The 15,375-nt window shown below is 65.1% G+C and carries 11 protein-coding genes and 4 pseudogenes; all 15 read left to right on the top strand.

Annotation, left to right across the window (positions count from 1 at the left end):
• The first annotated feature begins 41 nt into the window (after nt 1-41).
• The 15 genes and pseudogenes from nuoE (at nt 42) to mce (ending at nt 15,373) form a co-directional block, all read left to right on the top strand.
• Nucleotides 42-653 (top strand): NADH-quinone oxidoreductase subunit NuoE, encoded by a 612-nt coding sequence (gene nuoE / locus ACSKB9_RS04515; protein WP_029080758.1) that lies wholly within the window; start codon nt 42-44, stop codon nt 651-653.
• The gene (locus tag ACSKB9_RS04510; protein WP_035631350.1) at nt 653-865 is read left to right on the top strand and encodes a hypothetical protein; all 213 of its coding nucleotides are present in this window, start codon (nt 653-655) and stop codon (nt 863-865) included. Before nuoE ends, ACSKB9_RS04510 begins: the two co-directional genes overlap by 1 nt.
• Before the next feature lie 19 nt (nt 866-884).
• A pseudogene (nuoF, locus tag ACSKB9_RS04505) lies at nt 885-2,211 on the top strand (NADH-quinone oxidoreductase subunit NuoF).
• A complete protein-coding gene (locus tag ACSKB9_RS04500; protein ID WP_438071799.1) occupies nt 2,211-2,720 on the top strand; it encodes a hypothetical protein in 510 nt (169 codons plus the stop codon). Before nuoF ends, ACSKB9_RS04500 begins: the two are co-directional and overlap by 1 nt.
• Nucleotides 2,717-4,793: pseudogene (gene nuoG / locus ACSKB9_RS04495) on the top strand (NADH-quinone oxidoreductase subunit NuoG). The gene ACSKB9_RS04500 and the pseudogene nuoG overlap by 4 nt, the downstream one beginning before the upstream one ends.
• A 10-nt stretch (nt 4,794-4,803) precedes the next feature.
• The gene (nuoH, locus tag ACSKB9_RS04490; protein ID WP_438071798.1) at nt 4,804-5,874 is read left to right on the top strand and encodes an NADH-quinone oxidoreductase subunit NuoH; all 1,071 of its coding nucleotides are present in this window, start codon (nt 4,804-4,806) and stop codon (nt 5,872-5,874) included.
• A 7-nt stretch (nt 5,875-5,881) separates the two neighbouring features.
• The gene (gene nuoI / locus ACSKB9_RS04485) at nt 5,882-6,376 is read left to right on the top strand and encodes an NADH-quinone oxidoreductase subunit NuoI (protein ID WP_018271854.1); all 495 of its coding nucleotides are present in this window, start codon (nt 5,882-5,884) and stop codon (nt 6,374-6,376) included.
• Nucleotides 6,377-6,385: 9 nt separating this feature from the next.
• A complete protein-coding gene (locus ACSKB9_RS04480) occupies nt 6,386-7,024 on the top strand; it encodes an NADH-quinone oxidoreductase subunit J (protein WP_028333975.1) in 639 nt (212 codons plus the stop codon).
• Nucleotides 7,021-7,329: an NADH-quinone oxidoreductase subunit NuoK gene (gene nuoK, locus ACSKB9_RS04475; protein WP_016841823.1), complete on the top strand. Its 309-nt coding sequence runs from the start codon at nt 7,021-7,023 to the stop codon at nt 7,327-7,329. Before ACSKB9_RS04480 ends, nuoK begins: the two co-directional genes overlap by 4 nt.
• A gap of 8 nt (nt 7,330-7,337) precedes the next feature.
• A pseudogene (gene nuoL, locus ACSKB9_RS04470) lies at nt 7,338-9,394 on the top strand (NADH-quinone oxidoreductase subunit L).
• Nucleotides 9,395-10,909 (top strand): NADH-quinone oxidoreductase subunit M, encoded by a 1,515-nt coding sequence (locus tag ACSKB9_RS04465; RefSeq protein WP_225648197.1) that lies wholly within the window; start codon nt 9,395-9,397, stop codon nt 10,907-10,909.
• A 10-nt stretch (nt 10,910-10,919) separates the two neighbouring features.
• A complete protein-coding gene (gene nuoN, locus ACSKB9_RS04460; protein WP_026192819.1) occupies nt 10,920-12,356 on the top strand; it encodes an NADH-quinone oxidoreductase subunit NuoN in 1,437 nt (478 codons plus the stop codon).
• A 61-nt stretch (nt 12,357-12,417) separates the two neighbouring features.
• Nucleotides 12,418-13,224, top strand: coding sequence for a biotin--[acetyl-CoA-carboxylase] ligase (locus ACSKB9_RS04455; protein WP_438080055.1), 807 nt, complete (start codon nt 12,418-12,420; stop codon nt 13,222-13,224).
• Nucleotides 13,224-14,897 (top strand): annotated as a pseudogene (locus tag ACSKB9_RS04450) (ribonuclease J). The gene ACSKB9_RS04455 and the pseudogene ACSKB9_RS04450 overlap by 1 nt, the downstream one beginning before the upstream one ends.
• A 71-nt stretch (nt 14,898-14,968) precedes the next feature.
• The gene (gene mce / locus ACSKB9_RS04445) at nt 14,969-15,373 is read left to right on the top strand and encodes a methylmalonyl-CoA epimerase (RefSeq protein WP_057016476.1); all 405 of its coding nucleotides are present in this window, start codon (nt 14,969-14,971) and stop codon (nt 15,371-15,373) included.
• Nucleotides 15,374-15,375 lie beyond the last annotated feature (2 nt).

The raw sequence follows: 15,375 nt of genomic DNA, 5'->3' as shown, positions 1-15,375 counted from the left end.
CGATGTCCGCATCCGAACCGCGCGCAATGAGAGTTTGATCGATGTCCGTCCGCCGCCTTGCCCCGAAGGAATTGCAGCCCGCGAGCTTCACGTTCACGGACGAGAATCTTGCCTGGGCCAAGAAGCAGATCGAGAAATATCCGCCGGGCCGTCAGGCCTCGGCCGCGATCGCGATCCTTTGGCGCGTGCAGGAGCAGCATGACGGCTGGGTTTCGGAAGCCGCGATCCGCGCCGTTGCCGACCTGCTCGAGATGCCGCATATCCGCATGCTCGAGATCGCGACGTTCTACACCATGTTCCAGCTCTCACCGGTCGGCAAGAAGGCGCATGTGCAGGTGTGCGGCACCACGCCGTGCCGGCTGCGCGGCGCCGCCGACCTGATCGAGGTTTGCCAGCATCGCATCCATCACGATCCCTTCCAGCTGTCGAAGGACGGCAACTTCTCCTGGGAAGAAGTCGAGTGCTTAGGGGCCTGCGTGAACGCGCCGATGGTGCTGATCTGGAAGGACACCTATGAGGACCTGACCAAGGAAAGCTTCGGCAAGGTGCTCGACGGCTTTGCCGCCGGCAATCCGCCGAAGCCGGGCCCGCAGGTCGACCGTCAGTTCTCGGCGCCCGCGGGCGGGCCGACGACGCTGAAGGAAACCACCTGATGCGGAGCTTTCAGGTGCTAGCAGATGAGACGGGAAGGGGCGCTGCGATGAAGGCTTGGCGCACGATCGCCCTGCATACCGTTGTCGCGGCGGGCTTCATGTTCCTGCTGCAACGCTACGGCCTGAGCGCCACGCTGGAATCCAGCCTGTTGTGGGCCATCGTGTTCGGCGGCTGCGCTGCCGGGCTCGCTTATTCGCAAGCCAATCGGTGATGTTCGGAAAGTTTTGAGCATGCTCGACGACAAGGACCGCATCTTCAAGAACCTCTACGGCCTGCATGATTGGGGCCTCGAGGGCGCGCGCCGCAGAGGCGCCTGGGATGGCACCAAGGGGATCATCGACAAGGGTCGCGACTGGATCATCAACGAGATGAAGGCGTCGGGTCTGCGCGGCCGCGGCGGCGCCGGCTTCCCGACCGGCATGAAGTGGTCCTTCATGCCGAAGGAATCGAAGGACGGCCGTCCGAGCTATCTCGTCGTCAACGCCGACGAGTCGGAGCCCGGCACCTGCAAGGACCGCGAGATCATGCGGCACGATCCGCATCTCTTGGTCGAGGGCTGCCTGCTCGCGAGCTTCGCGATGGGCGCGCATGCCTGCTACGTCTATATCCGCGGCGAGTTCATCCGCGAGCGCGAGCGGCTGCAGGCGGCGATCGACCAGGCCTATGAGGCCAAGCTGGTCGGCAAGGACAATATCAACGGCTGGCCGTTCGACATCTATGTCGCGCACGGCGCCGGCGCCTATATCTGCGGCGAGGAGACCGCGCTGCTCGAGAGCCTTGAGGGCAAGAAGGGCCAGCCGCGGCTGAAGCCGCCGTTCCCGGCCAATGTCGGCCTCTATGGCTGCCCGACCACCGTCAACAACGTCGAGTTCGATCGCGGTCGCGCCGGACATCCTGCGCCGCGGCGCCGCCTGGTTCGCCGGCATCGGCCGGCCGAACAATGTCGGCACCAAGCTGTTCTGCATCTCCGGCCACGTCGAACGGCCCTGCAACGTCGAAGAGGCGATGGGGATTCCGTTCCGCGAGCTGATCGAGAAGCATTGCGGCGGCATCCGCGGCGGCTGGGGCAATCTGAAGGCCGTGATCCCCGGCGGCTCGTCGGTGCGCATGGTGCCGGCCGAGCAGATCATCGACACGCCGATGGATTTCGACTCTTCGAGCAAGCTGCGCTCGGGCCTCGGCACCGCGGCGGTGATCGTGATGGACAAGTCGACCGACCTGATCCGGGCGATCGCGCGCATCTCCTATTTCTACAAGCATGAGAGCTGCGGCCAGTGCACGCCGTGCCGCGAGGGCACGGGGTGGATGTGGCGCGTCTTGACCCGCATGGCCGACGGCCGCGCCCACAAGCGCGAGATCGACATGCTGCTCGAGGTCACCAAGCAGGTCGAGGGCCACACCATCTGCGCGCTCGGCGACGCCGCTGCCTGGCCGATCCAGGGCCTGATAGCGCATTTCCGTCACGAGATCGAAGAGCGCATCGACCAGTATTCGCACAAGGCCGATCTCGACGATCAGGGCGTTCGCGATCCCATGCACATGGTAGCTGCGGAGTAATGCTGGCGATGACGCAACAGGCCGCACGGTGGCAGAAATACGGGACGCTTGCGCAGATGGCGCAGGCGACCGTGGCGCTGCTCGGCTTTGTTGCAATCCTGCTGCAGATCAACGAAATCCGCACCTCGAACCGCGCTTCCAGCGCGCGTTCGGCGTTTCTCGGCTACACCGATCTCGCATTCCAGAATCCGAAATTCGCTCAGCCCGACTACGAGGCCATCAAGGCCGCCGGTCGCGAGGAGCGGTCGCAATATGAGAGTTTTGTCTCGTACTTCCTCTATGCCTGCGAGGAGACCTTTGCCGCCTTCGCGGACAAGCGCGAATGGCAGGCATCGTGTGACTACGACCTGAAACCGCATCTGCCGTTCCTCTGCGAGAAGAATTCAGGCGCAGCCTGCCTACCTCGCGACCTACGGCGCCGACACCCAGCAATGGGTGAAGACCTCATTGAAAACCGCGAGCGTCGCACCGCCCGACTGCAAGCTCGGAAAGACTTGAGACAGACATGAGCAAGATCATCGTCGATGGCAAAGAGATCGATGTGCCGCCGGAGTACACGCTGCTGCAGGCGTGCGAGGCGGCCGGCGCCGAGATTCCGCGCTTCTGCTATCACGAGCGGCTGTCGATCGCCGGCAATTGCCGGATGTGCCTGGTCGAGGTGAAGGGCGGCCCGAAGCCGGTCGCGAGCTGCGCCTGGGCCGTGCGCGACTGCCGGCCGGGCCCGAAGGGCGAGCCGCCGGAGATCTCGACCCGTTCGCCGATGGTGAAGAAGGCGCGCGAAGGCGTGATGGAGTTCCTGCTGATCAACCATCCGCTGGACTGCCCGATCTGCGACCAGGGCGGCGAGTGCGACCTGCAGGACCAGGCGATGGGCTACGGCGTCGACACCAGCCGTTTCGCCGAGAACAAGCGCGCGGTCGAGGACAAATATCTCGGCGCGCTGGTCAAGACCTCGATGAACCGCTGCATCCAGTGCACGCGCTGCGTCCGCTTCTCCGCCGAAGTCTGCGGCGCGCCGGAAATGGGCGCGACCGGCCGCGGCGAGGACATGGAGATCACCACCTATCTCGAGCAGGCGCTGAGCTCGGAGCTGCAGGGCAACCTCGTCGATATCTGCCCGGTCGGCGCGCTGACCTCGAAGCCTTACGCCTTCGCGGCGCGGCCCTGGGAGCTCGGCAAGACCCAGTCGGTCGACGTCATGGACGGCGTGGGATCTGCGATCCGCGTCGACACTCGCGGCCGCGAGGTGATGCGCATCCTGCCGCGCATCAACGAGGCGGTGAACGAGGAGTGGATCTCCGACAAGACCCGCCACATCGTCGACGGCCTGCGTACGCAGCGCCTCGACCGGCCCTATGTGCGCGAGAACGGCCAGCTCCGGCCGGCGACCTGGCAGGAAGCCTTCGCCGCCATCGCCGCCAGGGCCAGCCGCAGCGACGGCAAGCGGATCGGCGCGATCGCCGGCGATCTGGCCGCGGTCGACGAAATGTATGCGCTGAAGGAAATGCTCGCGAAGTTCGGCTCGGTCAATCTCGCCGTGCAGGGCGGCGATGCGTTCGACGCCAAGGCCGGCCGCGGCTCCTACATCTTCAATCCGACCATTGCCGGCATCGACCAGGCCGACGCGATCCTGATCATCGGCTCGCATCCGCGCAAGGAAGCCGCCGTGCTGAACGCGCGGATCCGCAAGCGCTGGCGCACCGGCGGCCTCAAGGTCGGCATGATCGGCGCCAAGGCCGATTTCACCTATGACCACGACTATCTCGGCGCGGGCACCGATACGCTGGCCGATCTCGCGGCGGGCAAGCACTCCTTTGCCGACGTCTTGAAGAAGGCGCAGCACCCGATCATCCTGGTCGGCGCCGGCGCCTACACCAGGCATGACGGGGCGGCCGTGCTGGCGCAGGCCGCCAAGCTCGCAGTCGACGTCGGCGCGCTGAAGGACGGCTGGAACGGCTTTGCCGTGTTGCAGGATACCGCCTCGCGCGCCGGCGCGCTCGATATCGGCTTCTCGCCGGCGGCTGGTGGCCTGACCTCAGCGCAGATGACGACCTTCGGCACGCTCGACGTGCTGTTCCTGCTTGGCGCCGACGAGATCAAGGTGCCGGACGGTACCTTCGTGGTCTATATCGGCACCCATGGCGACCAGGGCGCGCATCGCGCCGACGTCATCCTGCCGGGCGCGGCCTATACCGAGAAGTCCGGCATCTACGTCAACACCGAAGGCCGGGCGCAGATCGCCAACCGCGCCGCATTCCCGCCGGGCGAGGCCCGCGAGGACTGGGCGATCATCCGCGCGCTGTCCGACGTGCTCGGCAAGAAGCTGCCGTTCGAACTCGCTGCAGGCGCTGCGTCAGGCTATGTTCAAGGCCTACCCGCATCTGATGCGGCTCGACCAGATCGAGGCCGGCAAGCCCGACGACGTCAAGGCGCTGGCAGGCAAGGGCGGCAGCGTCGACAAGGCGGCATTCAAGCCGACCGTCGAGGACTTCTATCTGACCAACCCGATCGCGCGGGCCTCTGCCGTGATGGCGGAGTGCTCGCGGCTGGCGTCGGGCCGAATGCTGACGGCAGCGGAGTGAGCGTGACCTGATGGCTGAATTCTTCGCAAGCTCGTTCTGGACCGGCTTCCTCTGGCCGCTGATCATCATGGTCGCGGAGAGCCTGTTGCTGCTGGTCGTGCTCCTGATCGCGATCGCCTACATCCTGCTCGCCGACCGCAAGATCTGGGCGGCGGTGCAGATCCGCCGCGGCCCCAACGTGGTCGGGCCGTTCGGATTGCTGCAATCCTTCGCCGACCTCCTGAAATTCGTGCTGAAGGAGCCAGTGATTCCGTCCGGCTCCAACAAGGGCGTGTTCCTGCTCGCGCCGCTGGTGTCGTGCATCCTGGCGCTGGCCGCCTGGGCGGTGATCCCGTTCGATCTCGGCTGGGTGATCTCCGACATCAATGTCGGCGTTCTCTACATCTTCGCGATCTCGTCGCTGTCGATCTACGGCATCATCATGGCCGGCTGGTCGTCGAACTCGAAATATCCGTTCCTGGCCGCGCTGCGCTCGGCGGCGCAGATGGTGTCCTACGAGGTCTCGATCGGCTTCGTCATCATCACCGTGCTGCTCTGCGTCGGCTCGCTGAACCTGTCGGCTGTGGTCGAGGCGCAGAACACCCGCGGGCTTGCGCACCTGATCGGCCTGTCGCAGCTCACCATCCTGAACTGGTATGTGTGGCCGCTGTTCCCGATGTTCGTCGTGTTCTACGTCTCGGCGCTGGCCGAAACCAATCGTCCGCCGTTCGATCTGGTCGAGGCCGAATCCGAGTTGGTCGCCGGCTTCATGACCGAATACGGCTCGACTCCGTATCTTTTGTTCATGCTCGGCGAGTATGTCGCGATCACCACGATGTGCGCGCTGGCGTCGATCCTGTTCCTGGGCGGCTGGCTGCCGCCGGTCAATCTGCCGCCGTTCACCTGGATTCCGGGCATCGTCTGGTTCGCCCTGAAGGTGTTCTTCATGTTCTTCATGTTCGCGATGGCGAAGGCGATCGTGCCGCGCTACCGCTACGATCAACTGATGCGGCTCGGCTGGAAGGTGTTCCTGCCGCTGTCGCTGGCGATGGTGGTGATCGTGGCCGGCGTGCTGCAGTTCGCCGGCATCGCGCCGAAGTGAGGCCGTCATGAGTGTCAATGTCAACGCAACAGCCCGCTCGCTTCTGCTGTCGGAATTCGTCTCGGCGTTCTTCCTGGCGATGCGCTATTTCTTCCAGCCGAAGCCGACCCTGAACTATCCCTTCGAGAAGGGTCCGATCTCACCGCGCTTCCGCGGCGAGCACGCGCTGCGCCGCTATCCGAACGGCGAGGAACGCTGCATCGCCTGCAAGCTGTGCGAGGCGATCTGCCCGGCGCAGGCGATCACGATCGAGGCCGGCCCGCGCCGCAACGACGGCACCCGCCGCACGGTGCGTTACGACATCGACATGGTGAAGTGCATCTATTGCGGCCTGTGCCAGGAGGCGTGCCCGGTGGACGCCATCGTCGAGGGACCGAATTTCGAATTCGCGACCGAGACCCGCGAGGAACTGTACTATGACAAGGCCAAGCTGCTCGCCAATGGCGACCGCTGGGAGCGCGAGATCGCGAAGTCGATCGCGCTCGACGCGCCATACCGGTGAGGTGAGGGCATGATCCTTCCGGCGCTGTTCTTCTACCTGTTTGCTGCGGCCTGCGTGGCCTCGGCGGTGATGGTGATTGTCTCGCGCAATCCCGTGCACTCCGTGCTGTTCCTGATCCTGGCCTTCGTCAACGCGGCCGGGCTGTTCATCCTGATGGGCGCCGAGTTCCTCGGGATGATGCTGATCGTTGTCTATGTCGGCGCCGTCGCGGTCCTGTTCCTGTTCGTGATCATGATGCTCGACGTCGACTTCGTCGAGCTGCGCGAGGGCTTCATCCAGTATCTGCCGATTGGCATCGTGATCGGCGGCATCTTCATGTTCGAGCTGCTGCTCGTGGTCGGCGCCTGGGTGATCAACCCGGCCGTGACCAAGACGATCACCGCGGCGATCCCGACCAATGTCAGCAACACCGAGGCGCTCGGCCTCGTGCTCTATACGAAGTACATCCATTACTTCCAGCTCGCCGGCATGGTGCTGCTGGTCGCGATGATCGGCGCCATCGTGCTGACGCTGCGCCACAAGGCCAAGGTCAAGCGGCAGAACATCAACGTGCAGAACGCGCGCACGCCCGAGATGGCGATGGCGATGCGCAAGGTGGCGTCGGGGCAGGGCCTGCAGGATGCCGACGCGGCGGAGTGGGTGAAATGACGATCGGGCTCGGACACTATCTCGCGGTCGCCGCGATCCTGTTCACGCTCGGGATCCTCGGCATCTTCCTCAACCGCAAGAACATCATCGTCATCCTGATGTCGATCGAGTTGATCCTGCTGTCGGTCAACATCAACCTTGTGGCGTTCTCGACCTTCCTCGGCGACATCGTCGGCCAGGTGTTCGCGCTCTTGGTGCTGACAGTGGCCGCCGCCGAGGCTGCGATCGGTCTCGCCGTGCTGGTGGTGTATTTCCGCAATCGCGGTTCGATCGCGGTTGAAGACGTCAATCTGATGAAGGGCTAGGCGCAGTTATGGTTCAGGCAATCGTATTCCTGCCTCTGCTGGGCGCCATCCTCGCAGGCATTATCTCGCTGGTCGGTGCCCATGCGCGCTGCCCGAGCGGCGATACCGTCGACCATCACGACGATGCGCATGGGGATGCCCATGCCTCCGCCGCCCATGACGATCACGGCCATGACGACCACCACGTCTCCGAGCCGCCGGCCGCCGGCTCGCGTCTCGCCGAGCTGATCACCACGGGCCTCTTGTTCGTGTCGGCGGCGCTGTCCTGGTTCACCCTGGTCGATGTCGGCTTCATGCACCATGACGCGCGCGTCGTGCTGCTGCCCTGGATCAACTCGGGCGACCTGCAGGTGGCCTGGACGCTGCGGGTCGACACGTTGACCGCGGTGATGCTGGTCGTGGTCAACACGGTGTCGGCGCTCGTCCACCTCTACTCCATCGGCTACATGGACGAGGATCCGAATCGGCCGCGCTTCTTCGGCTATCTCTCGCTGTTCACCTTCGCGATGTTGATGCTGGTGACGTCGGACAACCTCGTTCAGCTGTTCTTCGGCTGGGAGGGCGTCGGCCTCGCGAGCTACTTGCTGATCGGCTTCTGGTACCAGAAGCCGTCGGCCAACGCCGCGGCGATCAAGGCCTTCGTGGTCAACCGCGTCGGCGACTTCGGCTTCGCGCTCGGCATCTTCGCGATCTTCGCACTGGTCGGCTCGACCGATTTCGAGACCATCTTCCATGCCGCGCCTGGTCTGACCGGCAAGACCATCAACTTCTTCGGCTGGCAGGCCGACGCGCTGACCTTGACCTGCCTGTTGCTGTTCATGGGCGCGATGGGCAAGTCGGCCCAGTTCCTGCTGCACACCTGGTTGCCGGACGCGATGGAAGGTCCGACCCCGGTGTCGGCACTGATCCATGCCGCGACCATGGTCACCGCCGGCGTGTTCATGGTGGCGCGGCTGTCGCCGCTGTTCGAGCTGTCGCCGACCGCGCAGGCGGTGGTGATGTTCTTCGGCGCGACCACGGCGTTCTTCGCCGCCACGATCGGCCTCGTGCAGAACGACATCAAGCGCATCGTCGCGTATTCGACCTGTTCGCAGCTCGGCTACATGTTCGTGGCGATGGGAGCGGGGGCCTATTCGGTCGGCATGTTCCACCTGTTCACGCACGCCTTCTTCAAGGCGCTGCTGTTCCTGGGGTCAGGCTCGGTGATCTACGCGATGCATCACGAGCAGGACATCCGCAACATGGGCGGCCTGTGGCGCAAGATCCCGTACACCTTCGCGGTGATGTGCATTGGCACCCTGGCGCTGACCGGCTTCCCGCTGTTCGCCGGCTACTTCTCCAAGGACGCGATCATCGAGGCGGCCTATGCGGCGCATAATCCGTTCGCGACCTACGCCTATCTCTTGACCATCGTGGCCGCCGGCCTGACCTCGTCTACTCCTGGCGCCTGATCTTCAAGACGTTCTTCGGCGAGCCGCACGACCAGAAGCACTACGACGCGGCGCATGAGAGCCCGGTGTGGATGCTGGTGCCGATCGGCGTGCTCGCCGCCGGCTCGATCCTGGCCGGCCTGCCGTTCAAGGAGCTGTTCGTCAACCCGCACGGCGTGGAAGAGTTCTTCCGCGAATCCGTGAAGATGAACCCGCACATCCTCGAGGACATGGAGCACATGCCGGGCTGGCTTGCGCCGCTGCCCACCGTGATGATGGCGCTCGGCCTGTTCATCTCGTATCTGTTCTACATCCGCAGGCCGTATCTGCCGGTCGAGCTCGCGCAGCAGCAGCCGATGCTGTACCAGTTCCTGCTCAACAAATGGTACTTCGACGAGCTGTACGACTGGATCTTCGTGCGGCCGGCGAAGTGGCTCGGCTACACGCTGTGGAAGAAGGGCGACGGCTTCATCATCGACGGCTTCGGCCCCGATGGCGTCTCCGCCCGCGTGCTCGACGTCACCCGCAACGTCGTGAAATTGCAGACCGGCTACCTCTATCACTACGCATTCGCGATGCTGATCGGGGCCGCCGGATTGATCACCTGGTTCATGTTCGGCTTGGGAGGCCAGTAAATGACAACCTGGCCCATCCTTTCGGTCACGACCTTCTTGCCGGCGGTCGGTGCGATCCTGGTCTATCTGCTGGCGCGGGGCGGTGACGAGACCGCGAGCCGCACGGCGCGCTGGATCGCGCTGTGGACCACGCTGATCACCTTCGCGATCTCGCTGATCCTGGTGGCGCGCTTCGATCCGGCCTCGACCGACTTCCAGTTCGTCGAGAAGGCGTCCTGGCTCGCCACCGGCATCACCTATCACATGGGCGTCGACGGCATCTCGCTGCCGCTGATCATCCTGACCACCGCGATCATGCCGCTCTGCATCATCGCGAGCTGGAAGTCGGTGACGCAGCGGGTCGGCGAATACATGATGGCGTTCCTGATCCTGGAAACGCTGATGGTCGGCACCTTCTCGGCGCTCGACCTCGTGCTGTTCTATTTGTTCTTCGAGGGCGGCCTGATCCCGATGTTCCTGATCATCGGCGTCTGGGGCGGCCCGCGCCGGGTCTATGCGTCGTTCAAGTTCTTCCTCTACACCTTCCTCGGCTCGGTCCTGATGCTGCTCGCCATCATGGCGCTGTACTGGAACGCCGGCACGACCGACATCCCGACCCTGATGCACACCGCGGTGCCGCGGTCGATGCAGACCTGGGCATGGCTGGCCTTCTTCGCCTCGTTCGCGGTGAAGATGCCGATGTGGCCGGTGCACACCTGGCTGCCCGACGCGCACGTCGAGGCGCCGACGGCGGGCTCGGTGATCCTGGCCGCGATCCTCCTGAAGATGGGCGGCTACGGCTTCCTGCGCTTCTCGCTGCCGATGTTCCCGCTGGCCTCGCACGACTTCGCGCCGTTCGTGTTCGTTCTGTCCGTCATTGCCATCATCTACACCTCGCTGGTGGCGATGATGCAGGAGGACATGAAGAAGCTGATCGCGTATTCTTCCGTCGCGCATATGGGCTTCGTCACCATGGGCATCTTCGCGGTGACCACGCAGGGCGTCGCCGGCGGCATGTTCCAGATGGTCTCGCACGGCATCGTCTCCGGCGCGCTGTTCCTTTGCGTCGGCGTCGTCTACGACCGCATGCACACCCGCGAGATCGCGGCCTATGGCGGCCTCGTCAACCGGATGCCGCTCTACGCGCTGACCTTCATGGTCTTCACCATGGCCAATGTCGGTCTGCCGGGCACGAGCGGATTCGTCGGCGAGTTCATGACGCTGCTCGGCACCTTCAAGATCTCGCTGCCGACCGCGTTCTTCGCCACCACCGGCGTGATCCTGTCGGCCTGTTACGCGCTTTGGCTCTACCGCAAGGTGGTGTTTGGCGCGCTGGTCAAGCCGTCCCTGATGTCGATCAAGGATCTCACCTTCCGCGAATGCGTGACGCTGTTCCCGCTGATCGCGCTGACCATCCTGTTCGGCGTCTACCCGAAGCCGGTGCTCGACATGTCGGCGGCCTCGGTGCAGCAGCTTGTCAACAATTACCAAACCGCCGTGACTGCCGTGAAGGCAGCCGCGCTGGTTACGCAATAAGGCCGCCGTCATGAGCTTTTCCAGTGCAGGTTATCAGTTGCAGCCGGTGCTCCCGGAGCTGGTGCTCGCGGTCGGCGCCATGGTGCTGTTGATGATCGGAGCCTATCGCGGGCAGGGGACGACGCGGCTCGTGACGGCGCTCGCGATCTGTCTCCTGGTGCTGACCGGCGTGCTGGAGCTCTGGTTGCCGGCCGGCAAGCTCGTGACCTTCGGCGGCAGCTTCATCGTCGATGATTTCGCCCGTTTCCTGAAGGTCCTCGCGCTGATCGCCTCGGCGGCAACCCTGATCCTGTCGACCGAGTACCTGTCACAGCCGTCGAGCCGCAACTTCGAGTTCTCGATCCTGGTGCTGCTGTCGACGCTGGGCATGATGGTGCTGATCTCGGCCGGCGATTTGATCTCGCTCTATCTCGGCCTCGAGCTGATGAGCCTTGCGCTCTACGTCGTCGCCGCCAGCCAGCGCGACAATGCCAAGTCGAGCGAGGCGGGCCTGAAGTATTTCGTGCTCGGCGCGCTGTCGTCGGGCATGCTGCTCTACGGCGCCTCGCTGATCTACGGCTTCACCGGCACCGTCAGCTTCGCCGGCATCGCGGCCGCCGCGACGACCGGCAGCATCGGCATCGTGTTCGGCCTGGTGTTCCTGCTCGCCGGCCTCTGCTTCAAGGTCTCGGCAGTGCCGTTCCACATGTGGACGCCGGACGTCTATGAGGGTGCGCCGACGCCGGTGACGGCGTTCTTCGCCTCCGCCCCGAAGGTCGCAGCGCTCGCGGTGTTCACCCGCGCGACGCTGACCGCGTTCCCGGGCATCGTCACCCAGTGGCAGCAGATCCTGGTGTTCGTGGCGATCGCCTCGATGGCGCTGGGCTCGTTCGCCGCGATCGGCCAGACCAACATCAAGCGGCTGATGGCCTATTCCTCGATCGGCCATATGGGCTTTGCGCTGGTCGGCCTCGCTTCCGGCACGGTCGAGGGCGCCCAGGGCGTCCTGATCTACATCGCGATCTATGTCGCGATGACGCTCGGCTCCTTCAGCATCATCCTGGCGATGAAGCGGAACGGCCAGGCGCTGGAACAGATCAGCGATTTCGCCGGCCTCTCCCGCACCAATCCGCTGCTCGCCTTCATCTTCGCGATGCTGCTGTTCTCGCTGGCCGGCGTGCCGCCGCTCGCCGGGTTCTTCGGCAAATGGTACGTGTTCGTCGCCGCGATCAAGGCCAATCTGTTCACGCTTGCCGTGATCGGCGTGCTGACCAGCGTGGTGGGCGCATTCTACTATCTGTCGATCGTCAAGGTGATGTATTTCGACCAGCCGCTCGGCAAGCTCGACCCAGTCCGCGTCGAGCTGCGTACCGTGCTGGCGGTCGCCGGCATCTTCAACATCTTCTACTTCGCCTATCCGGGCCCGCTGGTGAGCGTGGCGACGGCGGCGGCCAAATCACTGTTTTGACGCGTGCGGTTCCGAAATCGGGATGCTGGCTTTCGGAACCAATCATGCGCATAACGCTGACATGACCTTCACGCTCGGGCCCCGGGCCATAGCGGCGGGCTACCGGCTCGCCGCCTTCGATCAGATCGGCTCGACCAATGCCGAGGCGATGCTGCGCGCCCGCGACGGCGAGCAGGGGCCGATGTGGTTCGTGACGCCGGAACAGACCGCGGGCCGCGGGCGGCGGCAGCGGGTCTGGGTCGCGCCGCGCGGCAATCTCGCCAGCACGATCCTCGAGGTGACGGACGTCCAGCCGGCGGTCGCCGCCACCCTCGGCTTTGCCGCCGGGCTGTCGCTTGAAGCCGCGCTGCGGAAGGTCAGCATCGAGGCGGCGCTGCGGCTCGGGCCGGACAGCCCGAAGTTCACCCTGAAGTGGCCGAACGACGTGCTGGCCAACGGCAAGAAGCTCTCGGGCATCCTGCTGGAGGCCGAGGCCATCGGGAGCCGGCTGGCGGTCGTCGTCGGCATCGGCACCAATGTCGTCGCAGCACCCGAGGGGACGCCGACGCCGGCCGTATCGCTCGCGGCGCTCGGCATCCAGATCGGGGCGGAGGAGCTGTTTGCCGCGCTGTCGGACGCCTGGGTCGAGTTTCGCGGCATCTGGGACGACGGCCGCGGCTTCCCCGAGATCCGCAGGCTGTGGCTGGAGCGCGCGGCCGGGCTCGGCGAGAAGGTCGCGGTCCAGACCGGCTCGGCGGCCCTTGAGGGCACGTTCGACACCATCGATGATACCGGCTGCCTGATCGTCCGCACTGCTGATGGCGAGCGCCTGCCCGTGACCGCCGGCGAGGTCTATTTCGGCACCGCAGCCTCGGTGAGGGCGAACTGATGGCGCGTCCCGACGAGCTCAGCTTTGCGCCGCTCGGCGGCGTCGGCGAGATCGGCATGAACCTGTCGATCTACGGCCTCGGCAACCGCCACCAGCGGTCCTTCCTCGCGGTCGATCTCGGCGTCTCCTTCGGCGACGAGGAGCATCTGCCGGGCATCGACCTGATCATGCCCGACGTCCGCTTCCTCGAGAAGGAGCGCAACAATCTGGTGGGCCTCGTGCTGACGCACGCCCATGAGGATCATTTCGGTGCCATCATCGATCTTTGGCCGAAGCTCGGCTGCAAGATCTACGCGACGCAATTCAGCGCGGCGCTGTTCGAGGCCAAATGCGCCGCCGAGCGCAACCCGCCAAAAATCCCGGTCACGGTGATCCCGTCGGGCAGGAGAGTCGATATCGGTCCGTTCAATGTCGAGTTCATCCCGGTCGCGCATTCGATTTCCGGAATCGCACGCGCTGGCGATCAAGACCGATGTCGGCACCGTGCTGCATACCGGCGACTGGAAGATCGATCCGACCCCGATCATCGGCCAGCCGACCGACGAGCGGCGGCTGCGCGAGCTCGGCGATGAAGGCGTGCTGGCGCTGGTCGGCGATTCCACCAATGCGGTGCGCGACGGGCGCTCGCCGTCGGAGACCGAGGTCGCCGCCACCATCAAGAAGCTGGTCAAGGCGGCCAAGGGCCGGGTCGCGGTCACGACCTTCGCCTCCAATGTCGCCCGGGTGCGGGCGGTGGCGGACGCCGCCAACGCCGCCGACCGCGAGGTCGTCGTGGTCGGCCGTGCCATGGAGCGCGTGGTGCAGGTGGCGCGCGAATGCGGCTATCTCGACGGCTCGCATAAATTCCGCAGCGCCGACTATTACGGCCATTTCCCGGCCGACAAGGTGCTGGCGCTGTGCACCGGCAGCCAGGGCGAGCCGCGTGCGGCGCTGGCGCGGATCGCCAATGACGACCATCCGCAGGTCACCCTGAACAAGGGCGACACCGTGATCTTCTCCTCCCGCACCATTCCCGGCAACGAGAAGGCGGTCGGCTCGATCATCAACAACCTCGTCATGCAGGGCGTTCGAGATCATCACCGACCGCGAGCATCTGGTGCACGTCTCCGGCCACCCGCGCCGCGACGAGCTGCGCGACATGATCTCCTGGGTGCGGCCGCAACTGCTGATCCCCGTCCATGGCGAGGCGCTGCATCTCGCCGAACACGCCAAGCTGGCGCGCGCCGCCGGCGTGCCCAAGGTCCTGACCTGCCGCAACGGCGACCTCGTCAAGCTCGGGCCCGGCGAGCCCGGCATCATCGGCGAGGTGCCGGCGGGGCGGCTCTACAAGGACGGAACCATCTTGGAGGACGCCAAGTCGCGCGCTGTGGTGGAGCGGCGGCGGATGGGCTTTGCCGGCTGCGCCTTCGTCGCCATCGCCATGACCGAGCAGGGCGAGCTCGTCGACGATCCCGAGGTTGATCTGGTCGGCATGCCGGAGAACAATGCGGCGGGCGAACTGCTCGACGACATCGTGTTCGATGTGGTGGTATCGACGATCGAGGGCCTGCCGAAGCCGCGGCGGCGCGATCCGGACGCGCTGGGGAAATTCGGTGCGGCGCGCGGTGCGGGCGGCGCTGAACGAGCAATGGGGCAAGAAGCCGATCTGCGTCGTGCACGTTCTGACGGTTTGAGCCTAAGCATGATCCGGAAGAGTGCGAAGCGATTTTCCGAAAAGATCATGCTCAACTAAAGGGAGAGAGAGATGCTGGGCCGGCTCAATCACGTCGCGATCGCGGTCAAGGACGCCAAGCAGGCCGCGAAGATCTACGGCACTGCCTTCAATGCCGAGATTTCCGATGCGGTGCCGCTGCCGGAACACGGCGTGATCACCGTGTTCGTGACGCTGCCGAACACCAAGATCGAGTTCATCGAGCCGCTGGGCGAGACCTCGCCGATCGCGAAATTCGTCGAGCGCAATGCCGACGGCGGCATCCACCATGTCTGCTACGACGTGCCCGACATCATCGCGGCCCGTGACCGCATGATCGCCGAGGGTGCGCGGGTGCTGGGCGACGGCCAGCCGAAGATCGGCGCGCATGGCAAGCCGGTGCTGTTCTTCCACCCGAAGGACTTTTCCGGCGCCCTGGTCGAGATCGAACAGGCCTGAGG

The sequence above is a fragment of the Bradyrhizobium sp. BR 1433 genome (genome assembly GCF_051547665.1).
Classification (GTDB): domain Bacteria; phylum Pseudomonadota; class Alphaproteobacteria; order Rhizobiales; family Xanthobacteraceae; genus Bradyrhizobium; species Bradyrhizobium australafricanum.
Note: the sequence above shows the minus strand (reverse complement) of the source record. Positions and strands in the feature narration are given on the sequence as shown.

Excerpts from the sequence above, each read along its gene's own strand:
- nuoE (WP_029080758.1), top strand. The coding sequence starts at position 42 with ATGTCCGTCCGCCGCCTTGCCCCGAAGGAATTGCAGCCCGCGAGCTTC.
- ACSKB9_RS04510 (WP_035631350.1), top strand. The coding sequence starts at position 653 with ATGCGGAGCTTTCAGGTGCTAGCAGATGAGACGGGAAGGGGCGCTGCG.
- ACSKB9_RS04500 (WP_438071799.1), top strand. The coding sequence starts at position 2,211 with ATGCTGGCGATGACGCAACAGGCCGCACGGTGGCAGAAATACGGGACG.
- nuoH (WP_438071798.1), top strand. The coding sequence starts at position 4,804 with ATGGCTGAATTCTTCGCAAGCTCGTTCTGGACCGGCTTCCTCTGGCCG.
- nuoI (WP_018271854.1), top strand. The coding sequence starts at position 5,882 with ATGAGTGTCAATGTCAACGCAACAGCCCGCTCGCTTCTGCTGTCGGAA.
- ACSKB9_RS04480 (WP_028333975.1), top strand. The coding sequence starts at position 6,386 with ATGATCCTTCCGGCGCTGTTCTTCTACCTGTTTGCTGCGGCCTGCGTG.
- nuoK (WP_016841823.1), top strand. The coding sequence starts at position 7,021 with ATGACGATCGGGCTCGGACACTATCTCGCGGTCGCCGCGATCCTGTTC.
- ACSKB9_RS04465 (WP_225648197.1), top strand. The coding sequence starts at position 9,395 with ATGACAACCTGGCCCATCCTTTCGGTCACGACCTTCTTGCCGGCGGTC.
- nuoN (WP_026192819.1), top strand. The coding sequence starts at position 10,920 with ATGAGCTTTTCCAGTGCAGGTTATCAGTTGCAGCCGGTGCTCCCGGAG.
- ACSKB9_RS04455 (WP_438080055.1), top strand. The coding sequence starts at position 12,418 with ATGACCTTCACGCTCGGGCCCCGGGCCATAGCGGCGGGCTACCGGCTC.
- mce (WP_057016476.1), top strand. The coding sequence starts at position 14,969 with ATGCTGGGCCGGCTCAATCACGTCGCGATCGCGGTCAAGGACGCCAAG.